Annotated in this window: 15 protein-coding genes; 14 read left to right on the top strand and 1 reads right to left on the bottom strand. The window is 64.0% G+C overall.

Annotated features, from left to right (window positions below; all coding sequences use genetic code 11):
* Window positions 1–4 precede the first annotated feature (4 nt).
* Genes CT3_RS03260 through CT3_RS03275 form a run of 4 tightly spaced genes read left to right on the top strand, consistent with a single transcriptional unit; the run spans window position 5 to window position 3,150 of the window.
* A complete protein-coding gene (locus CT3_RS03260) occupies window positions 5–1,642 on the top strand; it encodes a PepSY-associated TM helix domain-containing protein (protein WP_066540841.1) in 1,638 nt (545 codons plus the stop codon).
* Window positions 1,639–1,941, top strand: coding sequence for a DUF3649 domain-containing protein (locus CT3_RS03265; protein WP_066540297.1), 303 nt, complete (start codon window positions 1,639–1,641; stop codon window positions 1,939–1,941). The genes CT3_RS03260 and CT3_RS03265 overlap by 4 nt, the downstream gene beginning before the upstream one ends.
* Window positions 1,938–2,792, top strand: coding sequence for a DUF3325 domain-containing protein (locus CT3_RS03270; protein WP_066540300.1), 855 nt, complete (start codon window positions 1,938–1,940; stop codon window positions 2,790–2,792). The genes CT3_RS03265 and CT3_RS03270 overlap by 4 nt, the downstream gene beginning before the upstream one ends.
* The gene (locus CT3_RS03275) at window positions 2,779–3,150 is read left to right on the top strand and encodes a hypothetical protein (RefSeq protein ID WP_083520574.1); all 372 of its coding nucleotides are present in this window, start codon (window positions 2,779–2,781) and stop codon (window positions 3,148–3,150) included. Before CT3_RS03270 ends, CT3_RS03275 begins: the two co-directional genes overlap by 14 nt.
* Before the next feature lie 32 nt (window positions 3,151–3,182).
* Here CT3_RS03275 and CT3_RS03280 read toward each other — a convergent pair whose 3' ends face one another.
* Window positions 3,183–4,160: a LysR family transcriptional regulator gene (locus CT3_RS03280; RefSeq protein WP_066540303.1), complete on the bottom strand. Its 978-nt coding sequence runs from the start codon at window positions 4,158–4,160 to the stop codon at window positions 3,183–3,185.
* Between the two features lie 126 nt (window positions 4,161–4,286).
* Here CT3_RS03280 and dsdA point away from each other — a divergent pair, with 126 nt between their 5' ends.
* The 10 genes from dsdA (at window position 4,287) to CT3_RS03330 (ending at window position 17,873) form a co-directional block, all read left to right on the top strand.
* Entirely contained in the window at window positions 4,287–5,624 is a 1,338-nt protein-coding gene (gene dsdA / locus CT3_RS03285; protein WP_098066054.1) for a D-serine ammonia-lyase, read from the top strand.
* A gap of 125 nt (window positions 5,625–5,749) precedes the next feature.
* The gene (locus CT3_RS03290; RefSeq protein ID WP_066540306.1) at window positions 5,750–7,327 is read left to right on the top strand and encodes an ABC transporter substrate-binding protein; all 1,578 of its coding nucleotides are present in this window, start codon (window positions 5,750–5,752) and stop codon (window positions 7,325–7,327) included.
* Window positions 7,328–7,358: 31 nt separating this feature from the next.
* Window positions 7,359–8,300: an ABC transporter permease gene (locus tag CT3_RS03295; RefSeq protein WP_066540308.1), complete on the top strand. Its 942-nt coding sequence runs from the start codon at window positions 7,359–7,361 to the stop codon at window positions 8,298–8,300.
* An 8-nt stretch (window positions 8,301–8,308) separates the two neighbouring features.
* Window positions 8,309–9,208: an ABC transporter permease gene (locus tag CT3_RS03300; protein WP_066540310.1), complete on the top strand. Its 900-nt coding sequence runs from the start codon at window positions 8,309–8,311 to the stop codon at window positions 9,206–9,208.
* Window positions 9,209–9,248: 40 nt separating this feature from the next.
* The gene (locus CT3_RS03305) at window positions 9,249–10,907 is read left to right on the top strand and encodes an ABC transporter ATP-binding protein (protein WP_066540312.1); all 1,659 of its coding nucleotides are present in this window, start codon (window positions 9,249–9,251) and stop codon (window positions 10,905–10,907) included.
* 63 nt (window positions 10,908–10,970) lie between these two features.
* Window positions 10,971–12,473: a M81 family metallopeptidase gene (locus CT3_RS03310; protein ID WP_066540315.1), complete on the top strand. Its 1,503-nt coding sequence runs from the start codon at window positions 10,971–10,973 to the stop codon at window positions 12,471–12,473.
* A 693-nt stretch (window positions 12,474–13,166) separates the two neighbouring features.
* Window positions 13,167–13,457: a co-chaperone GroES gene (gene groES, locus CT3_RS03315; protein WP_066540317.1), complete on the top strand. Its 291-nt coding sequence runs from the start codon at window positions 13,167–13,169 to the stop codon at window positions 13,455–13,457.
* 141 nt (window positions 13,458–13,598) lie between these two features.
* Window positions 13,599–15,248 (top strand): chaperonin GroEL, encoded by a 1,650-nt coding sequence (gene groL / locus CT3_RS03320; RefSeq protein WP_066540320.1) that lies wholly within the window; start codon window positions 13,599–13,601, stop codon window positions 15,246–15,248.
* A gap of 214 nt (window positions 15,249–15,462) precedes the next feature.
* Window positions 15,463–16,608, top strand: coding sequence for a 3-dehydroquinate synthase (aroB, locus tag CT3_RS03325; RefSeq protein ID WP_066540323.1), 1,146 nt, complete (start codon window positions 15,463–15,465; stop codon window positions 16,606–16,608).
* Between the two features lie 89 nt (window positions 16,609–16,697).
* Window positions 16,698–17,873, top strand: coding sequence for a deoxyguanosinetriphosphate triphosphohydrolase (locus CT3_RS03330; RefSeq protein ID WP_066540326.1), 1,176 nt, complete (start codon window positions 16,698–16,700; stop codon window positions 17,871–17,873).
* Window positions 17,874–17,934: the final 61 nt, after the last annotated feature.

Genomic DNA, 17,934 nt, shown 5'->3' on the forward strand with positions numbered 1-17,934 from the left:
GCTGATGAAAGCCAATCTGCGTCAATCCATGTCCTGGCTCCACACCTGGGTGGGGCTGGTGGCCGGGTGGGTGCTCTTCTTCGTCTTTGCCACCGGCACGCCCGGCTACTTTCAGCAGGAAATCACGCGCTGGATGCAGCCCGAGCGCCCCTTGGTGCGCGCAGAGATGGCCCAGCCGGTGCCGGCCGCGCAGCTGCTGGCCCTGGCCCTGGACCGGCTCGAGAAAGTGGCTCCCGCCGCAGCCAGCTGGCGCATCACGCTGCCACATGTGTCCTTGAACCCGCGCGGGTGGCAGGAGCTTGCCATCCGCTGGGAGGACATGCCCCAGGCCGGCCGTGAGCGGGGGGCCAGCGGCAACGAAGTCCTGGATCCCCAGACCGGGGCGGTCCAGTCGCATGGCATCGAGCCACGCGGCACCCACGGGGGGCTGGGCCTGTACCGCATGCACTACGAGCTGCGCTACATGCCGTTCGACTGGGCCGTACGCATTGTGGGCCTGTGCACCATGCTGATGCTGCTGGCCATCATCAGCGGCGTCATCACGCACAAAAGAATCTTCAAGGATTTCTTCACGTTCCGGCCCAACAAGGGCCAGCGCAGCTGGCTGGATGCGCACAACGCGCTCAGCGTGATGGCGCTGCCGTTCTTTCTGATGATCACCTACAGCGGCCTGGTGTTCTTCCTGTTCCTCTACATGCCGGCAGGGCGCGACATGCTCTACGGCAGCGGCCCCATGGCCAACAAGACCTACTACGACGAACTGCTGGACCGCGTCCACGAGCGTCTTCCCGTCCAGCGGCCCCGTGCAGATCTGGCTGCACTGGTGGCGCAGGCGCAGAGCCAATGGGGCGGGGCTGGCGTGGGCAGCGTGACGCTGGAGCACCGGAAAGGGGAAGCGCCGGTGATCACCGTTGCGGGCATGCACCAGGGCAGTGTCGATTTCTTCAATCCCCCCCGATTGCGTTTCGACGCGAACACGGCAGCACCGCTGGCCGAGGAGCTGGTTGCGGGTGGCAGTGCCCGCAAGGTCCAGGTTGTCACGCTGAATCTGCACGAGGGCCTTTTTGCCGATATCTGGGGCCGCTGGCTGTACTTCCTCGCAGGCCTGGCGGGGTGCGCCATGATCGCCACCGGCATGGTGCTGTGGGCCGTCAAGCGCCGCAGGCACCATCTGAGTCTGGCGGGGGAGTACCGCGAGCCTCTGGGGCTGCGTCTGGTGGAAACACTCAATGTCGCCACCATCGCCGGCCTGCCCTTGGCCATCGCCGCCTACTTCTGGGCCAACCGCCTGCTGCCCATCGGCATGGCGGGGCGGGCCGACTGGGAGATCCATATGCTGTTTGCCGCATGGCTGGCCGCGTTGTTCTACGCCCTTGCGCGGCCTTTGGCACGTGCATGGATCGAGCTGTGCGGGCTCGCTAGCGCGGCCTACCTGGCCGTACCGCTGCTCAACGCCCTCACCACCGACCGCCATCTCGGGCGCAGCCTGGCTTCCGGCGACTGGGTCTTCGCAGGTTTCGATCTCACGATGCTGGCGCTGGCCGCTGTTCTGGCATGGATGGCCGTGAAACTGCGGCGCCGCCTGGCCGTGACTGAGCAAGGTCTGCCAGCGGGGCAGGCCCTTGACAAGGAGGGCGCATGAGCCATCCGGACACCCTCCCGCTGCGGTACCGGCTGGCCGTGGCCTCCCGGGTGCTGGCGGCAGCCCTGGGCGGCTACGCCGTGGCTGCGGCTTCGACCCGGCTGCTCTCGCTGACCTGGCCTGCGCCGCCTGCCCAGGCCGTCATGTGGGCCAGCATGCTCAGCTTTGTTATCTGGGCCGTTGCCGTGCTCTGGGTGTTTGCCACCCGCAGCGCCTGGCGCGCCTGGTGGGGCCTGTCGGCTGCGACGGGCCTGGTGGCCCTGGCGGAGTGGCTGCAGAGAGCAGGTGGCGGGGTATGAACCATGTCCTCTTGAGTGCGGTGCACCTGGGCATGCTGGGGGTCAGCGGCCTGGGTTTGGCGGGCCTGGCGCTGGCGACGGACCGCCATGGTGCCCACCTGCTGGGCCATCAACCCACAACGGGGCAACGCCGGTGTGCGCAGGTGGTTGGCTGGCTGCTGCTGGCGACCGCCCTGGCATGGAGTGTGGCCACGCTGGGTGCGGGCATCGGCGTGACGCTGTGGCTGGGCTGGCTGGGCCTTGCGGCCTGGTGCCTGATCTTCGCGTTGCCCCAATGGCCGTGGCAGCCAGTGGAGCCCCAGCGCACTGCGCGGCGCGCGGCAGAAAAGAACATCCCTGCCGCTCCCGTGCCCCTGCGGGACACCCGCGTACGCCGGTGGTGTGCAGGGTTCGCGCTGTGCGCCACGCTGGTGGCTTTCACGGCGCTGCTGTGGCAGGAGCAGATCCATGACCAGTCGCAAAGGCGTGTGCTGCAAGGCAAGGTGGGGCCCTGGAGCTTCACCCTGGAAGAGGCCGACCAGAAGCCCCCGGAGCTGGTGGCGATGGACATCCCCATGAAAACCTTCCATCTGCGGTTCTGCGAGGCCTGCGACCCAGAGATCCGCCAGGTCACCTTGAAGGTGAACCGGCCGCGCAACACTGGCAGCACGGGGATGGCGTTCATGGGCCAGCGCTGGGAACGCAAGGTGGAAATCCCTCTGCCAGACACACTGCGGGCGGAGAGCGAACTCTGGTTGACGGTGGTCGGCAAGGACGCCAGCGTCTACCAGTCGGCGTGGCGCATGGACCATGTGTCGCCGTCGACGGTGCAGTGGTTTGAGCAGCAAAGGAAGTCCCATGCAATACCGTGAATCCGCCGTCGCCATGCTGCGCTGGAGCTGTGCCGTTGCTGCGCTGCTGTGCACTGCAGCGCAGGCCCATGAGCCCGTGGCACGCTGTTTTCTGCTGGATGACAGCACGGTCCGCTGCCGCGGGGTGACGAATGACGGGGATGAGATGCCTGGGGCCAGAATGGACGTTATCGGCCATGATGGACGCACCCTGCTGCAGGGCACACTCAGCGCACAGTCCACCCTGAGCTTTGCCCGGCCGGCGCAAGCGTTCTATGTGCTGTTCGAGATCGGCCCGGGTCTGCAGACCATCGTTGAGCAGGACGAGATCCGGGCGCAGACCACCCGGCAGCGCAAAGCGCCATGGCTGCGGCCGTGATGGCCGCACGGCCGACAGTCGCGGGCTTCAGCCTAGCGCTGTCGGCACTCAATCCCCATTTGCTCGAGCAGCTCATTGCGTTCGAGCTTGAACTGATCGCTGGTCGCATGCAGCCATTGGCGCAAGTGCTCGTTGGTGTCTGTTGACTTCTGCCCGCTGATGAAGCGGTAGCTGGCCTTGGACTTCACGGCACAGGGGAAGGGCGCCACGAGCCGCCCGCTCTTGAGTTCGTCATACACCAGGGCCAGACGGCCCATGGCGATACCTTGTCCCGTGAGCGCCGCCACCATGGCCAGCTGCGAGAGGTTGAAGTACACCCCGCCGGGCTTGCTGGGCGGTGCGTCCATCGCCTCCAGCCAGGTGTTCCATTCGACGTTCTGCGTGGCGCTGTGCCAGGGGTTTTCGTCGTGCAGCATCATGCCCGGCGCGACGTCGGCAATGCTGCGGATGTCCGGATGGCGGGCCAGGAACTCGGGCGTGGTGACGGGGATGATCCATTCGTCGAGGAACATCTCCTCGTTCAGGTCAACGTAATGCCCGGGGTCGAAGCGGATGCCGGCCTGGATGCCGCTCAGGCCCATGCCGACGCGGTCGAGCATGTGGTATTCGCCATAGATGCGCACCGTGACGCCTGACTTGCCCTGCAGCAGATCGCTCACGCGCGGCGTGAGCCAGAGCATTGCGAAGGAGGGCGAGCAGCTCAGGTTCAGCGGTGCGTTGGTGCTGCGCTGGTCACGCCGCAATTTTCCCACGGCCTGGTTCAGCGTCTCGAACGACTGCTCGGAGACCAGTGACAGCCGCGCCCCCTCGCGCGTCAGCGACAGCGATTTCCCCTCTCGGTAGAACAACGGCACACCCAGATATTCCTCCAGCTTCTTCACTTGCTGGCTGACCGAGCCCTGCGTGACATGCAGCTCCTTGGCCGCGAGCGTGAAGCTGTTGTGCCTGGCCACGGCGTCAAAGCACCTGAGCCAGGTGAGCAGCGACGGCGATAGATGGTTGGTGTTCATTGATGAAACTAATGAATGGATTGACAAGGTTGACTTGTCACATATGCATATCGTCCACAGAATGCAATTTCTGTTGCTTGGGTGTTGATCGCTTGCAAGTGCTGAATTTATATGGGGAAAACACCTATGTCGCAGGATGATGAAGAAGTTTTCAGCCAGGTTTCAACGCTGTGGATCAATGCGGGATGTGTGCCGGAGCCACCTGCTTCAAAAACTTCTGACATTATTATCAGTGATGTTGAAAAAGCGGAGCAGCGCTTGGCGCGCTTCGCCCCCTTGCTCGCCACGCTGTTCCCCGAGCTTGCACAAAGCGGTGGCATCGTGGAGTCGCCCTTGTGCGCGCTGCCGCCTGCGGTGATCGGTGCGGGGCCGTCGTTGCCTGGCAGCTTCTGGGTCAAGGCAGACCATCAGCTTGCGGTGGCCGGCTCGGTGAAGGCCCGTGGCGGCTTCCATGAAGTACTGGAGTTCGCCGAGCAGGTGGCACGGGACAACGGCTTGCTGGTGGGCGAGCACGGCTACCAGACCCTGGGCTCACCGGCTGCGCGCGAGGTGTTCTCGCACTACGAGGTGGCTGTCGGATCCACGGGAAATCTGGGCATGAGCATCGGCACCATGTCGGCTGCGCTGGGTTTTCGCGCAACGGTGCACATGTCGGCCGAGGCCAAGGACTGGAAGAAGCGCAAGCTGCGCAGCCATGGCGTGACGGTGCACGAATATGAGGGCGACTACGGTCAGGCGGTGGCCAAGGGGCGTGAGCTGGCGAAGGCCAATCCGATGTGCCACTTCGTGGATGACGAGCATTCGCTCTCGCTCTTCAGCGGTTATGCCGTGGCGGCGCTGCGCCTGAGTGCTCAGTTTGCTGCGCAAGGCATTGCCGTGGACGAGGAGCGCCCCTTGTTTGTCTACATCCCCTGCGGAGTGGGCGGGGCCCCGGGCGGTGTGTGCTACGGGCTCAAGCATGTTTTTGGGGCAGCGGTGCACTGTTTTTTCGTGGAGCCAGAGGACTCGGCGTGCTTTCTGGTGCAGATGCAGAACCCGGACAAGCCAGGTATCAGCATCTACGACGCGGGTCAGCACAATCGCACGATTGCCGATGGCTTGGCAGTGCCGCGAGCGTCGGAGCTGGTGTACCCGCTGATGCGGGAGCGCCTCGCCGGTGTGGCCGTCACGTCGGACGAATGCATGCATGCGGACGTGTGGCGCATGCAGTCGCTGGCGGGGTTCAAGGTGGAACCATCGGCAGCCGCTGCGGTCAGCGGGCCGCGTGCGCTGCTGCAATCCGAAGCGGGCCAGCGCTACATCGCGGAGCAGGGCTTGCAGGCACGGATGTTGCGGGCGAATCACATTGTCTGGACGACCGGCGGGGCGCTGATGCCGGGCGACGAATACGAGGCCCTGCTGCTCGAAGGCGAGCGCGCCAGCGATCGGCTGTTTGGCGCACTGGCCGACACGGGTGGCAACTAGTGCGGAGCATCCGCAGGCCACTCCTCCCGCACCTCCCTCCCTTTTTTCATTTCATTCACCCGGCGTGTGTGCCATGCCTTTCATTTCCATTGAGGAAACCACGGAGATTGACGATGAGTAAAGCAATGAGTTCTTTCGCACATGCGGCATTGGCAGCCTCGCTGCTCGCGTGCGGCCTGGTGGGATCCGTCCACGCTCAGGCAAAGACCACGGTCAACGCTGTGATGCATGCCCCGCTGCGCGTGCTGGACCCGATCATCACCACGGCCCACATCACGCGCAACCATGGCTACATGGTCTACGACACGCTGCTGGCCACGGACAAGGACAACCAGATCCGCCCGCAGATGCTTCAAGAGTGGAAGGCTTCCGCTGACGGCCGTACCTATACCTTCAAGCTGCGCGCCGGCCTCAAGTGGCACGATGGTGGTGCTGTGACGGCGGAGGACTGCGTTGCCTCCATCAAGCGCTGGGCCACGCAGGACAAGATGGGCCAGCTGATGACCTCGGAGATGGCCGACATGAAGGTGGTGGATGCCTCGACCTTCACCATCACCATGAAGGAGGCCAGCGACCTGGCCGTGCGCGCCCTGGCCAAGCCCAGCGGCGTGGCGCCGTTCATGATGCCCAAGCGCATCGCGGAGACACCTCCCACACAGGCCATCACCACGGCGATTGGATCGGGCCCGTTCAAGTTCGTGGCCGCCGAGTTCAAGCCGGGCGTGCAGGTGGTCTATGAAAAGAACACCGACTACGTAGCCCGCTCCGAGCCGGCATCGGGTCTGGCCGGTGGCAAGAAGGTGCTGGTGGACCGCGTGAAGTGGATCGCCACGCCCGACGCGATGACCTCGGTGAACGCGCTGGTCAATGGAGAGATCGACTATCTGGAGCAGCTGCCTTTCGACCTCGAGCCGATCGTGCGTGCCAACAAGGACATCGCCATCAAGGTGCTGGACCCCCAGGGCTACCAGACCGTCATGCGGATGAACCACTTGCATGCGCCGTTCAACAACAAGAAGATCCGCGAAGCGGCCATGTATGCCGTGGGCCAGGAGCCGGTGCTGCAAGCCATGATCGGCAACAAGCAGTACTTCAAGCCCTGCGCTGCCCTGTTTGGCTGCGACTCGGCCTATGCCAGCCAGGAAGGTGCCGATGTCACCATCAAGGCCAATCCCAAGAAGGCCCAGGAGTTGCTGAAGGAAGCCGGTTATGACGGCACGCCCGTGGTGATCCTGCAGCCCACCGACACGCCTTCGGTCAACACCCAGCCCGTGGTGATCGGTCAGGCCCTGCGCGCAGCGGGCTTCAAGGTGGAAATGCAGGCCATGGACTGGCAGACCGTGGTGACGCGCCGCGCCAACCAGGCGCTTCCCAAGGAGGGCGGCTGGAATATCTTTGCCACCAACAACGTGATGGCCGAAGCGTCCGACCCCCTGCGTGCCTTCGGGGTGGCCGCCAACGGCAAGGGGGCATGGTTCGGCTGGCCCGACGTGCCCGAGATCGAGCGCCTGCGCATTGAGTTCTCGCGTACCGCCGAGGAGGCCAAGCGCAAGCAGCTGGCCGGCCAGATCCAGAAGCTGGTGATTGCCGAAGGCGTGCTGCTGCCCATGGGCCAGTACTACGTGCCGGCCGCGTACCGCAACAGCATCAGCGGCGCACTGGAAGCTCCGGTTCCGGTCTTCTGGAATGTCCAGAAGAAGTAATCAGCCCGCATGAAAAAGTGAGTCTTTCGTCATGATTGCATTTGTACTCAAACGCATGGCTGCGGCACTGCCAGTGATGGTGGTGGTTGCCGCCGTCGTCTTTGCCATCCTGCGCCTCACGCCGGGGGATCCTGCGGCGATTCTGGCGGGAGACTCCGCGACGCCCGAGCAACTCGAGGCCATTCGCCAGAACCTGGGGCTCGACAAGCCGGTCTACCAACAGTTCTTCCACTGGGTCGGTCAACTGCTCAGTGGCGATCTGGGCACTTCCTTGCTGTCGGGCACGCCCGTGCTCGAGATGGTCGTGCAGCGCATGGGGCCCTCCATCGCGCTGTGCCTGAGCACCATCATCGTCGCCATTGTGGTCGCCATTCCGCTGGGTGTGCTGGCTGCATGGCGCCAAGGCAAGCTGTTGGACCGCGCGGTGATGGCCCTGTCGGTGCTGGGATTCTCGATTCCCGTATTCGTCACGGCCTATGTCCTGATCCTCGCACTGTCCCTGGGAGCTGGCTGGTTCCCGGTGCAGGGCTACAAGCCGCTGTCGGAAGGCCTGTGGCCCTTTCTGCGCTCCATCACCTTGCCAACGCTGGCGCTGAGCTCGGTCTATATCGCGCTGATCGCCCGCATCACGCGCACCAGCGTGATCGAAGTGATGAACGAAGACTTCATCCGCACGGCGCGGGCCAAGGGTCTCAACGAGCGAGGCGTATTGCTCGGCCATGCGCTGCGCAACGCGGCGGTGCCCATCGTCACCATCATCGGTGTAGGCATCGCCATGCTGATCGGTGGCGTGGTGGTGACCGAGTCGGTGTTCAACCTTCCCGGTCTTGGTCGCCTGGTGGTGGAAGCCGTGCTGGCCCGCGATTACCCGGTCATTCAGGCGCTGATCCTATTGTTTGCGCTGGTCTATGTGCTGATCAATCTGGTGGTGGACGTGTCCTACACCATCTTCGATCCGCGAATCCGCTATTGAGGTCCAGCATGACGCAACTCTCTTCAAGCCCCCCCGCCATCGCGGTCTCTGCCGCCACGGAATTGGCCGCACCCAAGCGCTCCCATCTGTGGGCAACGCTCAAGACCTGGCCTGTGATGCTGTCTCTGATCGTGCTGGCAGCCGTCATCTTCGTGGCGATTGCCGCGCCGCTCCTGGCAAGCAGCGACCCCACCGAGATCAACCCCGCACAGCGCCTGCGCCCGATTTCCGCCGAGCATTTCCTGGGAACAGACGCTTATGGCCGCGATGTGTTCAGCCGCGTCCTCTACGGTGCCCGCGTGTCGCTGGTCGTAGGGTTGGGCGTCGCGGCATTCAGCCTTGTCATCGGTCTGTTCATCGGTGTGCTCGCGGGGTATTTTCGCTGGGTCGATGCCATCGTCATGCGTGTCATGGACGGCCTGATGGCCATCCCGGGCATCCTGCTGGCGATTGCGCTGGTGTCGATCTCTGGCGCAAGCCTGCTGACCGTGCTCATCGCGATCACCGTTCCCGAGGTGCCGCGGGTGGTGCGGCTGGTGCGTGGTGTGATTCTGAGCGTGCGCAACGAGCCTTATGTCGAGGCGGCGCTCACGCTGGGGACGCCGCTGCCCACGCTGATGGTGCGCCACCTGGTGCCCAACACCATGGCTCCGCTGATCGTGCAGTGCACCTACATCTTTGCCTCGGCCATCCTGACCGAAGCCATCCTGAGTTTCCTGGGCGCCGGCGTGCCGCCCGAGATTTCCTCGTGGGGAAACATCATGGCCGAGGGGCGTGCCTACTTCCAGCTCCTGCCTGGCCTGGTGCTCTACCCCGGTTTGCTGTTGTCGTTGACGGTGCTGAGCGTCAATTTGCTGGGCGATGCCCTGCGCGATGCGCTCGACCCGCGCATGGCCAAGCGCATGTGATGCGCCGCTTTCCGCGTTTACTTCATTTGTGGATCCAGTGATGACACCAAACAATCCATCGAATCCCGCTGTACTGAGCATCCGGAATCTGTGCGTGCAGCTCAAGGGCGGCGACGGCAAGACGCTGGTCAGCGACCTGAGCCTGCAGGTGCATGCGGGCGAGACGCTGTGCATCGTGGGCGAATCGGGCTCGGGCAAATCGCTTACCTCGCTCGCCACCATGGGCCTGCTGCCTGCCGACAGCCTGCAGGTGTCCTCGGGCGTGATCGAGCTGGACGGGAAAGACCTGCTGCGCCTGGATGCCGCGCAGATGCGTGCGCTGCGCGCCTCGCAACTCGCCATGGTCTTCCAGGAGCCCATGACCGCGCTGAACCCCGTGCACCGCGTGGGCAAGCAGATAGAGGAAGTGCTGAAACTGCATTCCACGCTGTCGGCCCCACAACGCCGCACCAAGGTGCTGCAGATGCTGGAGGCCGTGCATCTGCCCGACATCGAGCGCATCTACGACTCGTATCCGCACCAGCTCTCGGGAGGTCAGCGCCAGCGCATCGTGATTGCGATGGCGCTGATCCTCAAGCCGCGCCTGCTGATTGCCGATGAACCCACCACGGCACTCGACGTGACCACGCAAAAGCAGATCCTGTCGCTGATGCGTGAGCTGCAGGAAAAGCATGGCACGGCGGTGGTCTTCATCACCCACGACTTCGGCGTGGTGGCCGAAATTGCCGATCGCATCCTTGTGATGAACCGCGGCAAGGTGGTGGAGTCCGGCACGCGTGAGGAGATTCTGGCCCGCCCGCTGCAGGAGTACACGCGCATGCTCGTGTCCTCCGTTCCCAGTCTGGTGCCGCATGCACGTGCGCAGCCTGAGGGCGAGACGATTCTGCAGGTGCGCAGCCTGAACAAGACCTATCCGAAGTCCAAGGGTTTTCTGCGCAAGCCCGAGATGGTGCTTGCTGCCAGTGAGGTGTCGCTCACGCTCAAGCGCGGCGAGATTCTGGGCATCGTGGGGGAATCGGGCTCAGGGAAATCAACCGTGGCGCGCTGCATCGTGCGACTGATCGACCCGAGCGGCGGCGAGATCCGGCTGAAGCAGGACGACATCACCCGCCTGAGCCGCAGCGCACTGTTGCCGCTGCGCAAGCGCATCCAGATCGTGTTCCAGGACCCGTACCGCAGTCTGAACCCGCGTCGCCGCATTGGCGATTCGGTCATCGAAGGGCTGCTGAACTACGGTATGCCTCGCGACGAGGCCATGGCCAAGGCGACCGAGGCGATGGATCTGGTGGGGCTTCCGCGCCAGGCGCTGGATCGCTTTCCGCACCAGTTCTCGGGCGGGCAACGCCAGCGCATCTGCATTGCGCGCGCACTGGTCATGGAGCCCGATGTTTTGGTGGCGGACGAGGCCGTTTCCGCGCTCGACGTTTCGGTGCAGGCGCAGGTGCTGGATCTGCTCGAAGAAGTGCGCCAGCGCGTGGGCATTGGCGTGCTGTTCATCACCCACGACCTGCGCGTGGCCGCGCAGATATGCGACAGCATCATGGTCATGAAGAGCGGCCAGGTGGTGGAGGCCGGCACGGTGCAGCAGGTGCTGGGCGCGCCGCAGCAGGCCTACACGCAGGCGCTGATCGATGCGGCGCCGGGACGCCACTGGGACTTCCAGAACTTCCGTCCGGTGACCCAGGCACTGGCGGCCTGACCGGTCCAGATTCCCTTCGCTGCCCCCTGTCCGGGGGCTCCCATTCAACAGAGAGAGATAGAAATGGCCAAAATTGTGTATGGCGGGTTTCAGCATGAGACCAATACGTTCGCGCCCGATCTGGCGGATTGGGCAGCATTCCAGGCTGGCGGTGGCTGGCCTGGTCTGGTTTCGGGCGAGAAGCTGTGGCCGACGATCCGCGGCTCCAACATTCCGGCGGCGGGCTTTGTGCAGGCGGCACTTGATGCTGGCGACGAAGTGGTGCCCACCACCTGGTGTGCGGCAAGTCCTTCGGCGCATGTGGAGCGGGAAACCTACGAGCGCATCGCCGCCCTGATCCTCGATGGCATCCAGCAAGCATTGCCGGTGGATGCCGTCTACCTCGATCTGCACGGCGCCATGGTGGCGCAGCATTTTGATGATGGCGAAGGCGAGTTGCTGCGCCGCGTGCGCGCGCTGGTCGGCAGTGGGGTGCCTGTGATCGCGACCCTGGATCTGCATGCCAACGTCACGACGCGCATGCTGAGCGAGGCAGACATGCTGGTGGCCTACCGCACCTATCCGCATGTGGATATGGCCGAAACGGGCGTGCGCGCATACAGCCAGCTCCAGCGCCGTCTGCAGACGGGCAAGCGCCCCGCCATGGCAGTGCAGCGTCTGCCGTATCTGGTGCCCATCTGCTGGCAGTGCACGGACATCGAGCCGGCGAAAACGCTGTACCAGCAGTTGGAGGCAGGCGAGACCCCCGACACGCACATCTCATTTGCCACCGGTTTTCCGGCCGCTGACTTTGAAGAATGCTCTCCGGTGCTCTGGGCCTATGCAGACACACAGGCACATGCTGACGCACTGTTGGCACCGCTTGCGCAGGCCGCACTTGCGGCAGAGTCGCACTTTGCGGGCAAGCTTTACGCTCCCGCAGAAGCCGTGCACTACGCCATGGCGCATGCGGGTAGTGGCAAGCCCACCATCATCGCCGACGCGCAGGACAATCCCGGTGCAGGCAGCAACTCTGACTCCACCGGCATGCTGCACGCACTGGTGGCGAGCAGGGCGCAGAACGCGGCGATTGGCCTGATCGTCGATGCGGCTTCTGCGGCCAGGGCACATGAAGCCGGCGAAGGCGCACGTGTGCGCCTGTCGTTGGGAGGAAAGTCGGGTGTGCGAGGCGATGTGCCGTGCGAAGCCGAATTCCTGGTCGAGAAAATCTCCGACGGCAAGGTCGATGCCACGGGCCCGTACTACCGGGGCTTCAAGCTGGATCTGGGCGCCTGCGCGTGCCTGCGCATCGAAGGGGTGCGCATCGTCGTCGCATCGCAAAAGGTGCAGATGGCAGACCAGGCCATGTTCCGTGTGGTGGGCATCGAGCCTACTGCGCAGGACATTCTTGTGGTGAAGAGTGCGGTCCATTTCCGCGCCGACTACACGCCGATCGCGCGCGAAATCATTGTCGCAACCGCGCCTGGATCGATGCCTATGGTGCTGGAAAACCTGCCCTGGTCCAAGCTCAAGCCGGGCATCCGCATCGATCCTTGCGGCAAGACCTTCGAGCCGGTGGCGGCCTGAGCGGAGCTGCTTCACCAACCCTGCTCCACACAGGGCGTGAGCCTGCAGAAATATCGCAAGCAAAGTGACGTGCCGCGCCAGCGAGAGTGCCTTGGCGGTGCGGGACGCCACGGGACAGTCGTTTTGCGTTGCGCCTAAGTATTTGTTTTAAATGGATCGCGTAGGTTTGGGCGGCATATTGGGCGTAGAGGCAGGCGGTGCCGCCCGCCAAAGCCATAGCCTGGGTCGCACGGTACTGTCTGGATCCAAGACACGCAGCACTGTGGGCGATGGGCGGAAGAGGGCGCGGGCACACGGGCATGCGTTACCAAGTATCGACTGGCTTGCACCGTCACCAGACGGTAGAACAGCGCCACGGTGTCTGGATCGGTGGTCAGGCTGCTGCAGCAGTTGCTGTCGCTGACGCCGAAGCACATAGACAGAGGTCGGAAGGCCTTGCCCAGGCCCCGGGCGGTGCAAAGCGAAAGTGAGGGACACCGGAACGAAAGTCAAATGACGTTCTGCCGCAGCAGCGTTCCACGGTAACCCTGCTTTTCAAGCGACCTTGGGACTTGAAAGCTTCCGATTTCGCCTTATTATTAGCACTCGTAGGGGTTGAGTGCTAACAAGCCCGGTCCCTCGCCTGTTTAGCCACGCTGGCTTTGCGCAGCGTGGAACGGATAAATCCACTTTGTTGATTTCTAGGAGAAGTGAATGAACCTGCGTCCTCTGCACGACCGCGTGATCGTCAAGCGCCTTGAGAACGAAACCAAGACGGCTTCGGGCATTTATATCCCTGACAACGCCGCCGAAAAGCCTGACCAAGGCGAAGTGCTGGCAGTGGGTCCTGGCAAGCGCAACGACAAGGGCGAACAGATCGCTCTGAACGTGAAGGTCGGCGACCGCGTGCTGTTCGGCAAGTACTCTGGCCAGACCGTCAAGATCGACGGCAACGAGCTGCTGGTGATGAAGGAAGACGACCTGTTCGCAGTCGTCGAGAAGTAAATCACCCGGTGATTTGCCGGTGCCAGAGGCCCGCGGCCCCAGGCACCCGTTCCCCAGCATCCAAACTTTCAAATTCATAGCTGTCTCAGCCCACTGGATGCGCTGAAACAGCCAAATTGAACCCATTTGTAGGAGCCAAACATGGCAGCAAAAGACGTAGTTTTCGGTGGTGAAGCACGTGCACGCATGGTCGAAGGCGTGAACATTCTGGCCAATGCCGTTAAAGTGACCCTGGGCCCCAAGGGCCGCAACGTGGTGCTGGAGCGCTCCTTCGGCGCCCCCACCGTGACCAAGGACGGCGTGTCCGTGGCCAAGGAAGTGGAACTGAAGGACAAGCTGCAGAACATGGGCGCCCAGCTCGTGAAGGAAGTGGCTTCCAAGACCAACGACATCGCCGGTGACGGCACCACCACCGCCACCGTGCTGGCCCAGGCCATCGTGCGCGAAGGCTCCAAGTACGTGGCTGCCGGTCTGAACCCCATGGACCTGAAGCGCGGTATCGACAAGGCTGTCGCCGCCCTGGTGGAAGAGCTGAAGAAGCAATCCAAGGCCACCACCACTTCCAAGGAAATCGCCCAAGTCGGCACCATTTCCGCCAACTCCGACTCCGACGTGGGCGAAATCATTGCCCAAGCCATGGACAAGGTCGGCAAGGAAGGCGTGATCACCGTGGAAGAGGGCAAGTCCCTGGCCAACGAACTGGATGTCGTGGAAGGCATGCAATTCGACCGCGGCTACCTGTCGCCCTACTTCATCAACAACCCCGAAAAGCAAGCCGCGATTCTGGACAACCCCTTCGTGCTGCTGTTCGACAAGAAGATCAGCAACATCCGTGACCTGCTGCCCACCCTGGAGCAAGTTGCCAAGGCTGGCCGTCCCCTGCTGATCATTGCCGAAGACGTCGAAGGCGAAGCCCTGGCGACTCTGGTGGTGAACACCATCCGCGGCATCCTGAAGGTCGTGGCTGTGAAGGCTCCTGGCTTCGGCGACCGTCGCAAGGCCATGCTGGAAGACATCGCCATCCTGACGGGCGGCAAGGTGATCGCCGAGGAAGTCGGCCTGACCCTGGACAAGGTGACCCTGGAAGACCTGGGCCAAGCCCAACGCGTCGAAATCGGCAAGGAAAACACCACCATCATCGACGGTGCTGGCCAAGCTGCTGAAATCGAAGCCCGCGTCAAGCAAATCCGCCTGCAGATCGAAGAAGCGACCAGCGACTACGACCGTGAAAAGCTGCAAGAACGCGTGGCCAAGCTGGCCGGCGGCGTGGCAGTGATCAAGGTCGGCGCTGCGACCGAAGTCGAAATGAAGGAAAAGAAGGCCCGCGTGGAAGACGCCCTGCACGCTACCCGCGCTGCTGTGGAAGAAGGCATCGTGGCCGGCGGCGGCGTGGCCCTGCTGCGCGCCAAGCAAGCCGTGGGCGCTCTGTCCACTGGCAATGCCGAGCAAGACGCCGGTATCAAGCTGGTGCTGAAGGCCGTGGAAGCCCCTCTGCGCGAAATCGTGTCCAACGCCGGTGGCGAACCCTCGGTGGTGGTGGACTCGGTGCTGAAGGGCCAAGGCAACTTCGGTTTCAACGCTGCCAACGACACCTACGGCGACATGCTGGAAATGGGTATTCTGGATCCCACCAAGGTGACCCGTACCGCTCTGCAAAACGCTGCTTCCGTGGCTTCGCTGCTGCTGACCACCGAGTGCATGATCGCTGACGCCCCCAAGGCCGAAGGCGCTGGTGCTCCCGACATGGGTGGCATGGGTGGCATGGGCGGCATGGGCGGCATGGGCATGTAATTGCCTGTTGGCCGCTGTGACAAGGGTGGAGCCCAGGCTCTGCCCGGTCCCAGACCGACACAACCCGCACGCCGCAAGGCCTGCGGGTTTTTTTCATGTCCGCACGCGACCATCGCCTCTGCCGTGGGTGTACCACCCGGTCCGCGATGCCTCGGCCTGCCGGCTGCCCTACACTTGGGCGCAGACCTTTCCCGTTTTCTGACTTTCTGCCCGCATGACCTCCGCTGCCCCGCTTGTCCCTTTCGCCTCTGCCACGGCCGACCAGGCCACCGTGCACATTGATCTGGGAGAGCGCAGCTACCCGATCCGCATTGCCGCCGGTCTGCTGGGCGATGCCGCCACCTATGCCGCGCTGCCCAAGGCGGCCAGTGCGCTGATCGTGACCAACACCACCGTGGCGCCGCTGTACCTGCAGCAGGTGCGTGCAGCGCTGGCGGGCCGCTACCCGCAGGTGCATGTGGTGGAGCTGCCGGATGGCGAGGCCTACAAGGACTGGCAGACGCTGAACCTGATTTTTGACGCCCTGCTGCAGCATGGCTGCGATCGCAAGACCGTGCTGTTTGCCCTGGGGGGCGGCGTGATTGGTGACATGACGGGGTTTGCCGCTGCCAGCTATATGCGTGGCGTGCCCTTTGTGCAACTGCCCACCACGCTGCTGTCGCAGGTGGATTCCAGCGTGGGCGGCAAAACCGCCATCAACCACCCGCTGGGCAAGAACATGGTCGGTGCCTTCTACCAGCCGCAGCTGGTGGTGTGCGATCTGGCATCGCTCGACAGCCTGCCTCCGCGCGAGCTGTCGGCAGGGCTGGCCGAGGTCATCAAGTACGGCCCGATTGCCGATATGGCGTTCTTCGAGTGGCTGGAGTTGCACATCGACCGTCTGCGTGCCGGTGACCGCACGGCCATGGCGCAGGCGGTCAAGCGCAGCGTGGAGATCAAGGCCTGGGTGGTCAGCCAGGACGAGAAGGAAACTGGTCTGCGCGCAGTGCTGAACTTTGGCCACACCTTTGGTCACGCCATCGAAGCCGGCATGGGCTACGGCAACTGGCTGCACGGCGAAGGCGTGGGTGCCGGCATGGTGATGGCGGCCCATCTGTCGCAGGAACTGGGCATGGTGGACGCGGCCTTTGTGGCACGGCTGACCCGCCTGATCGAACGTGCCGGCCTGCCCACGCGCGGCGCCGTGTTGGACGCGCAGGACAACGCCGGCGCCTACCTGGAACATATGCGGGTGGACAAAAAGGCCGAAGCGGGCGAGATCCGCTTCGTGCTGATCGACGGCCCGGGAAAGGCCACCATGCGCGGCGCACCGGATGCGCTGGTGCGCCAGGTCATTGACCGGTGCTGTGCACCCGCCTGACACGCCGACGGGGGAGGGGGCTGTGCGGCGAGGCTGTGCCGTGAATGGCGGTGGTGTCTCTGAAGTGTCTTTGAACAGAGGAGTGGTGGATGGCGATGCAGGCACTGGCCCCTTGGGCATGCGACCCGGCACAGACCCGGGGCAGGCGTTTTGCGGAGGTGGTGGCGCCCACGCGCAGCGACCACCAGCGGGACCGTGACCGCATCGTCCACTCCAGCGCCTTTCGCCGCCTCGTCTACAAGACCCAGGTGTTTCTGAACCACGAAGGGGATCTGTTCCGCACGCGGCTCACCCATTCGCTGGAGGTGGCGCAGCTGGGCCGCTCCATCGCCCGGCCGCTGGGCCTCAATGAAGACCTGGTGGAGGCCATCTGCCTGGCCCATGACCTGGGCCACACACCGTTCGGCCATGCCGGGCAGGACATGCTCAACGCCTGTATGCGGCCCTGGGGGGGCTTTGAGCACAATCTGCAGAGCCTGCGCGTGGTGGACCAGCTGGAAGAGCGCTATCCCGAGTTCGACGGCCTGAACCTGACCTTCGAGGCCCGCGAAGGCATCCTCAAGCACTGCTCCCAGGCCAATGCCCAGAAGCTGGAGGCACAGGAGCCCGGTGGCGTGGCCGCGCGCTTTCTGCAGGGCGGCCAGCCTTCGCTGGAGGCCCAGCTGTGCAATCTGGCCGATGCCATTGCCTACAACGCACACGATGTGGACGACGGTCTGCGCTCCGGCTACCTCACCTGGGAGCAGCTGCTGACGGTCCCTCTGGTGGCGCGCTACCACGCCCAGGCACTGGCCCAGCACCCGCAGCTGGCCCAGGCCGAGTACCAGCGCCGCCTGCTGTACGAAACCATCCGCCGCATGCTCAGCGACCAGGTGTACGACGTGATTGCCACCACCCGGCAGCGTATTGCGGCCGCAGGGGTGGACAGTGTGGCCGCGGTGCGCGCCCATCCGGACAAGCTGGTGGCCTTCAGTGCGGACATGGCCAGGGAAAGCCAGGCGCTGAAACAGTTTCTGTTCCGCAATCTCTACCGTCATGCCGAAGTCACACAGACCATGGACCATGCGCAGACGGTGGTCCAGGACCTGTTCTCCCTCTATCTGGCCCGCCCGCAGGAAATGAAGCCGCGCCACGCTGCCAAGGCCCAGGCGGCCGCCAGCGAGGCCGGGCGTGCCCGTGCCGTGGCGGATTTCGTGGCCGGCATGACCGACCGCTATGCCGCCCATGAGCATGAACGGCTGACCGGAAAACGCCTGCTGGTCTGAAACGCTGCAAAGCGTTACGCTTGCAGCCGGAGGAGTCACAGATACGCCGCTGCCACCAGAA

The sequence above is a fragment of the Comamonas terrigena NBRC 13299 genome (genome assembly GCF_006740045.1).
GTDB lineage: Bacteria > Pseudomonadota > Gammaproteobacteria > Burkholderiales > Burkholderiaceae_C > Comamonas > Comamonas terrigena.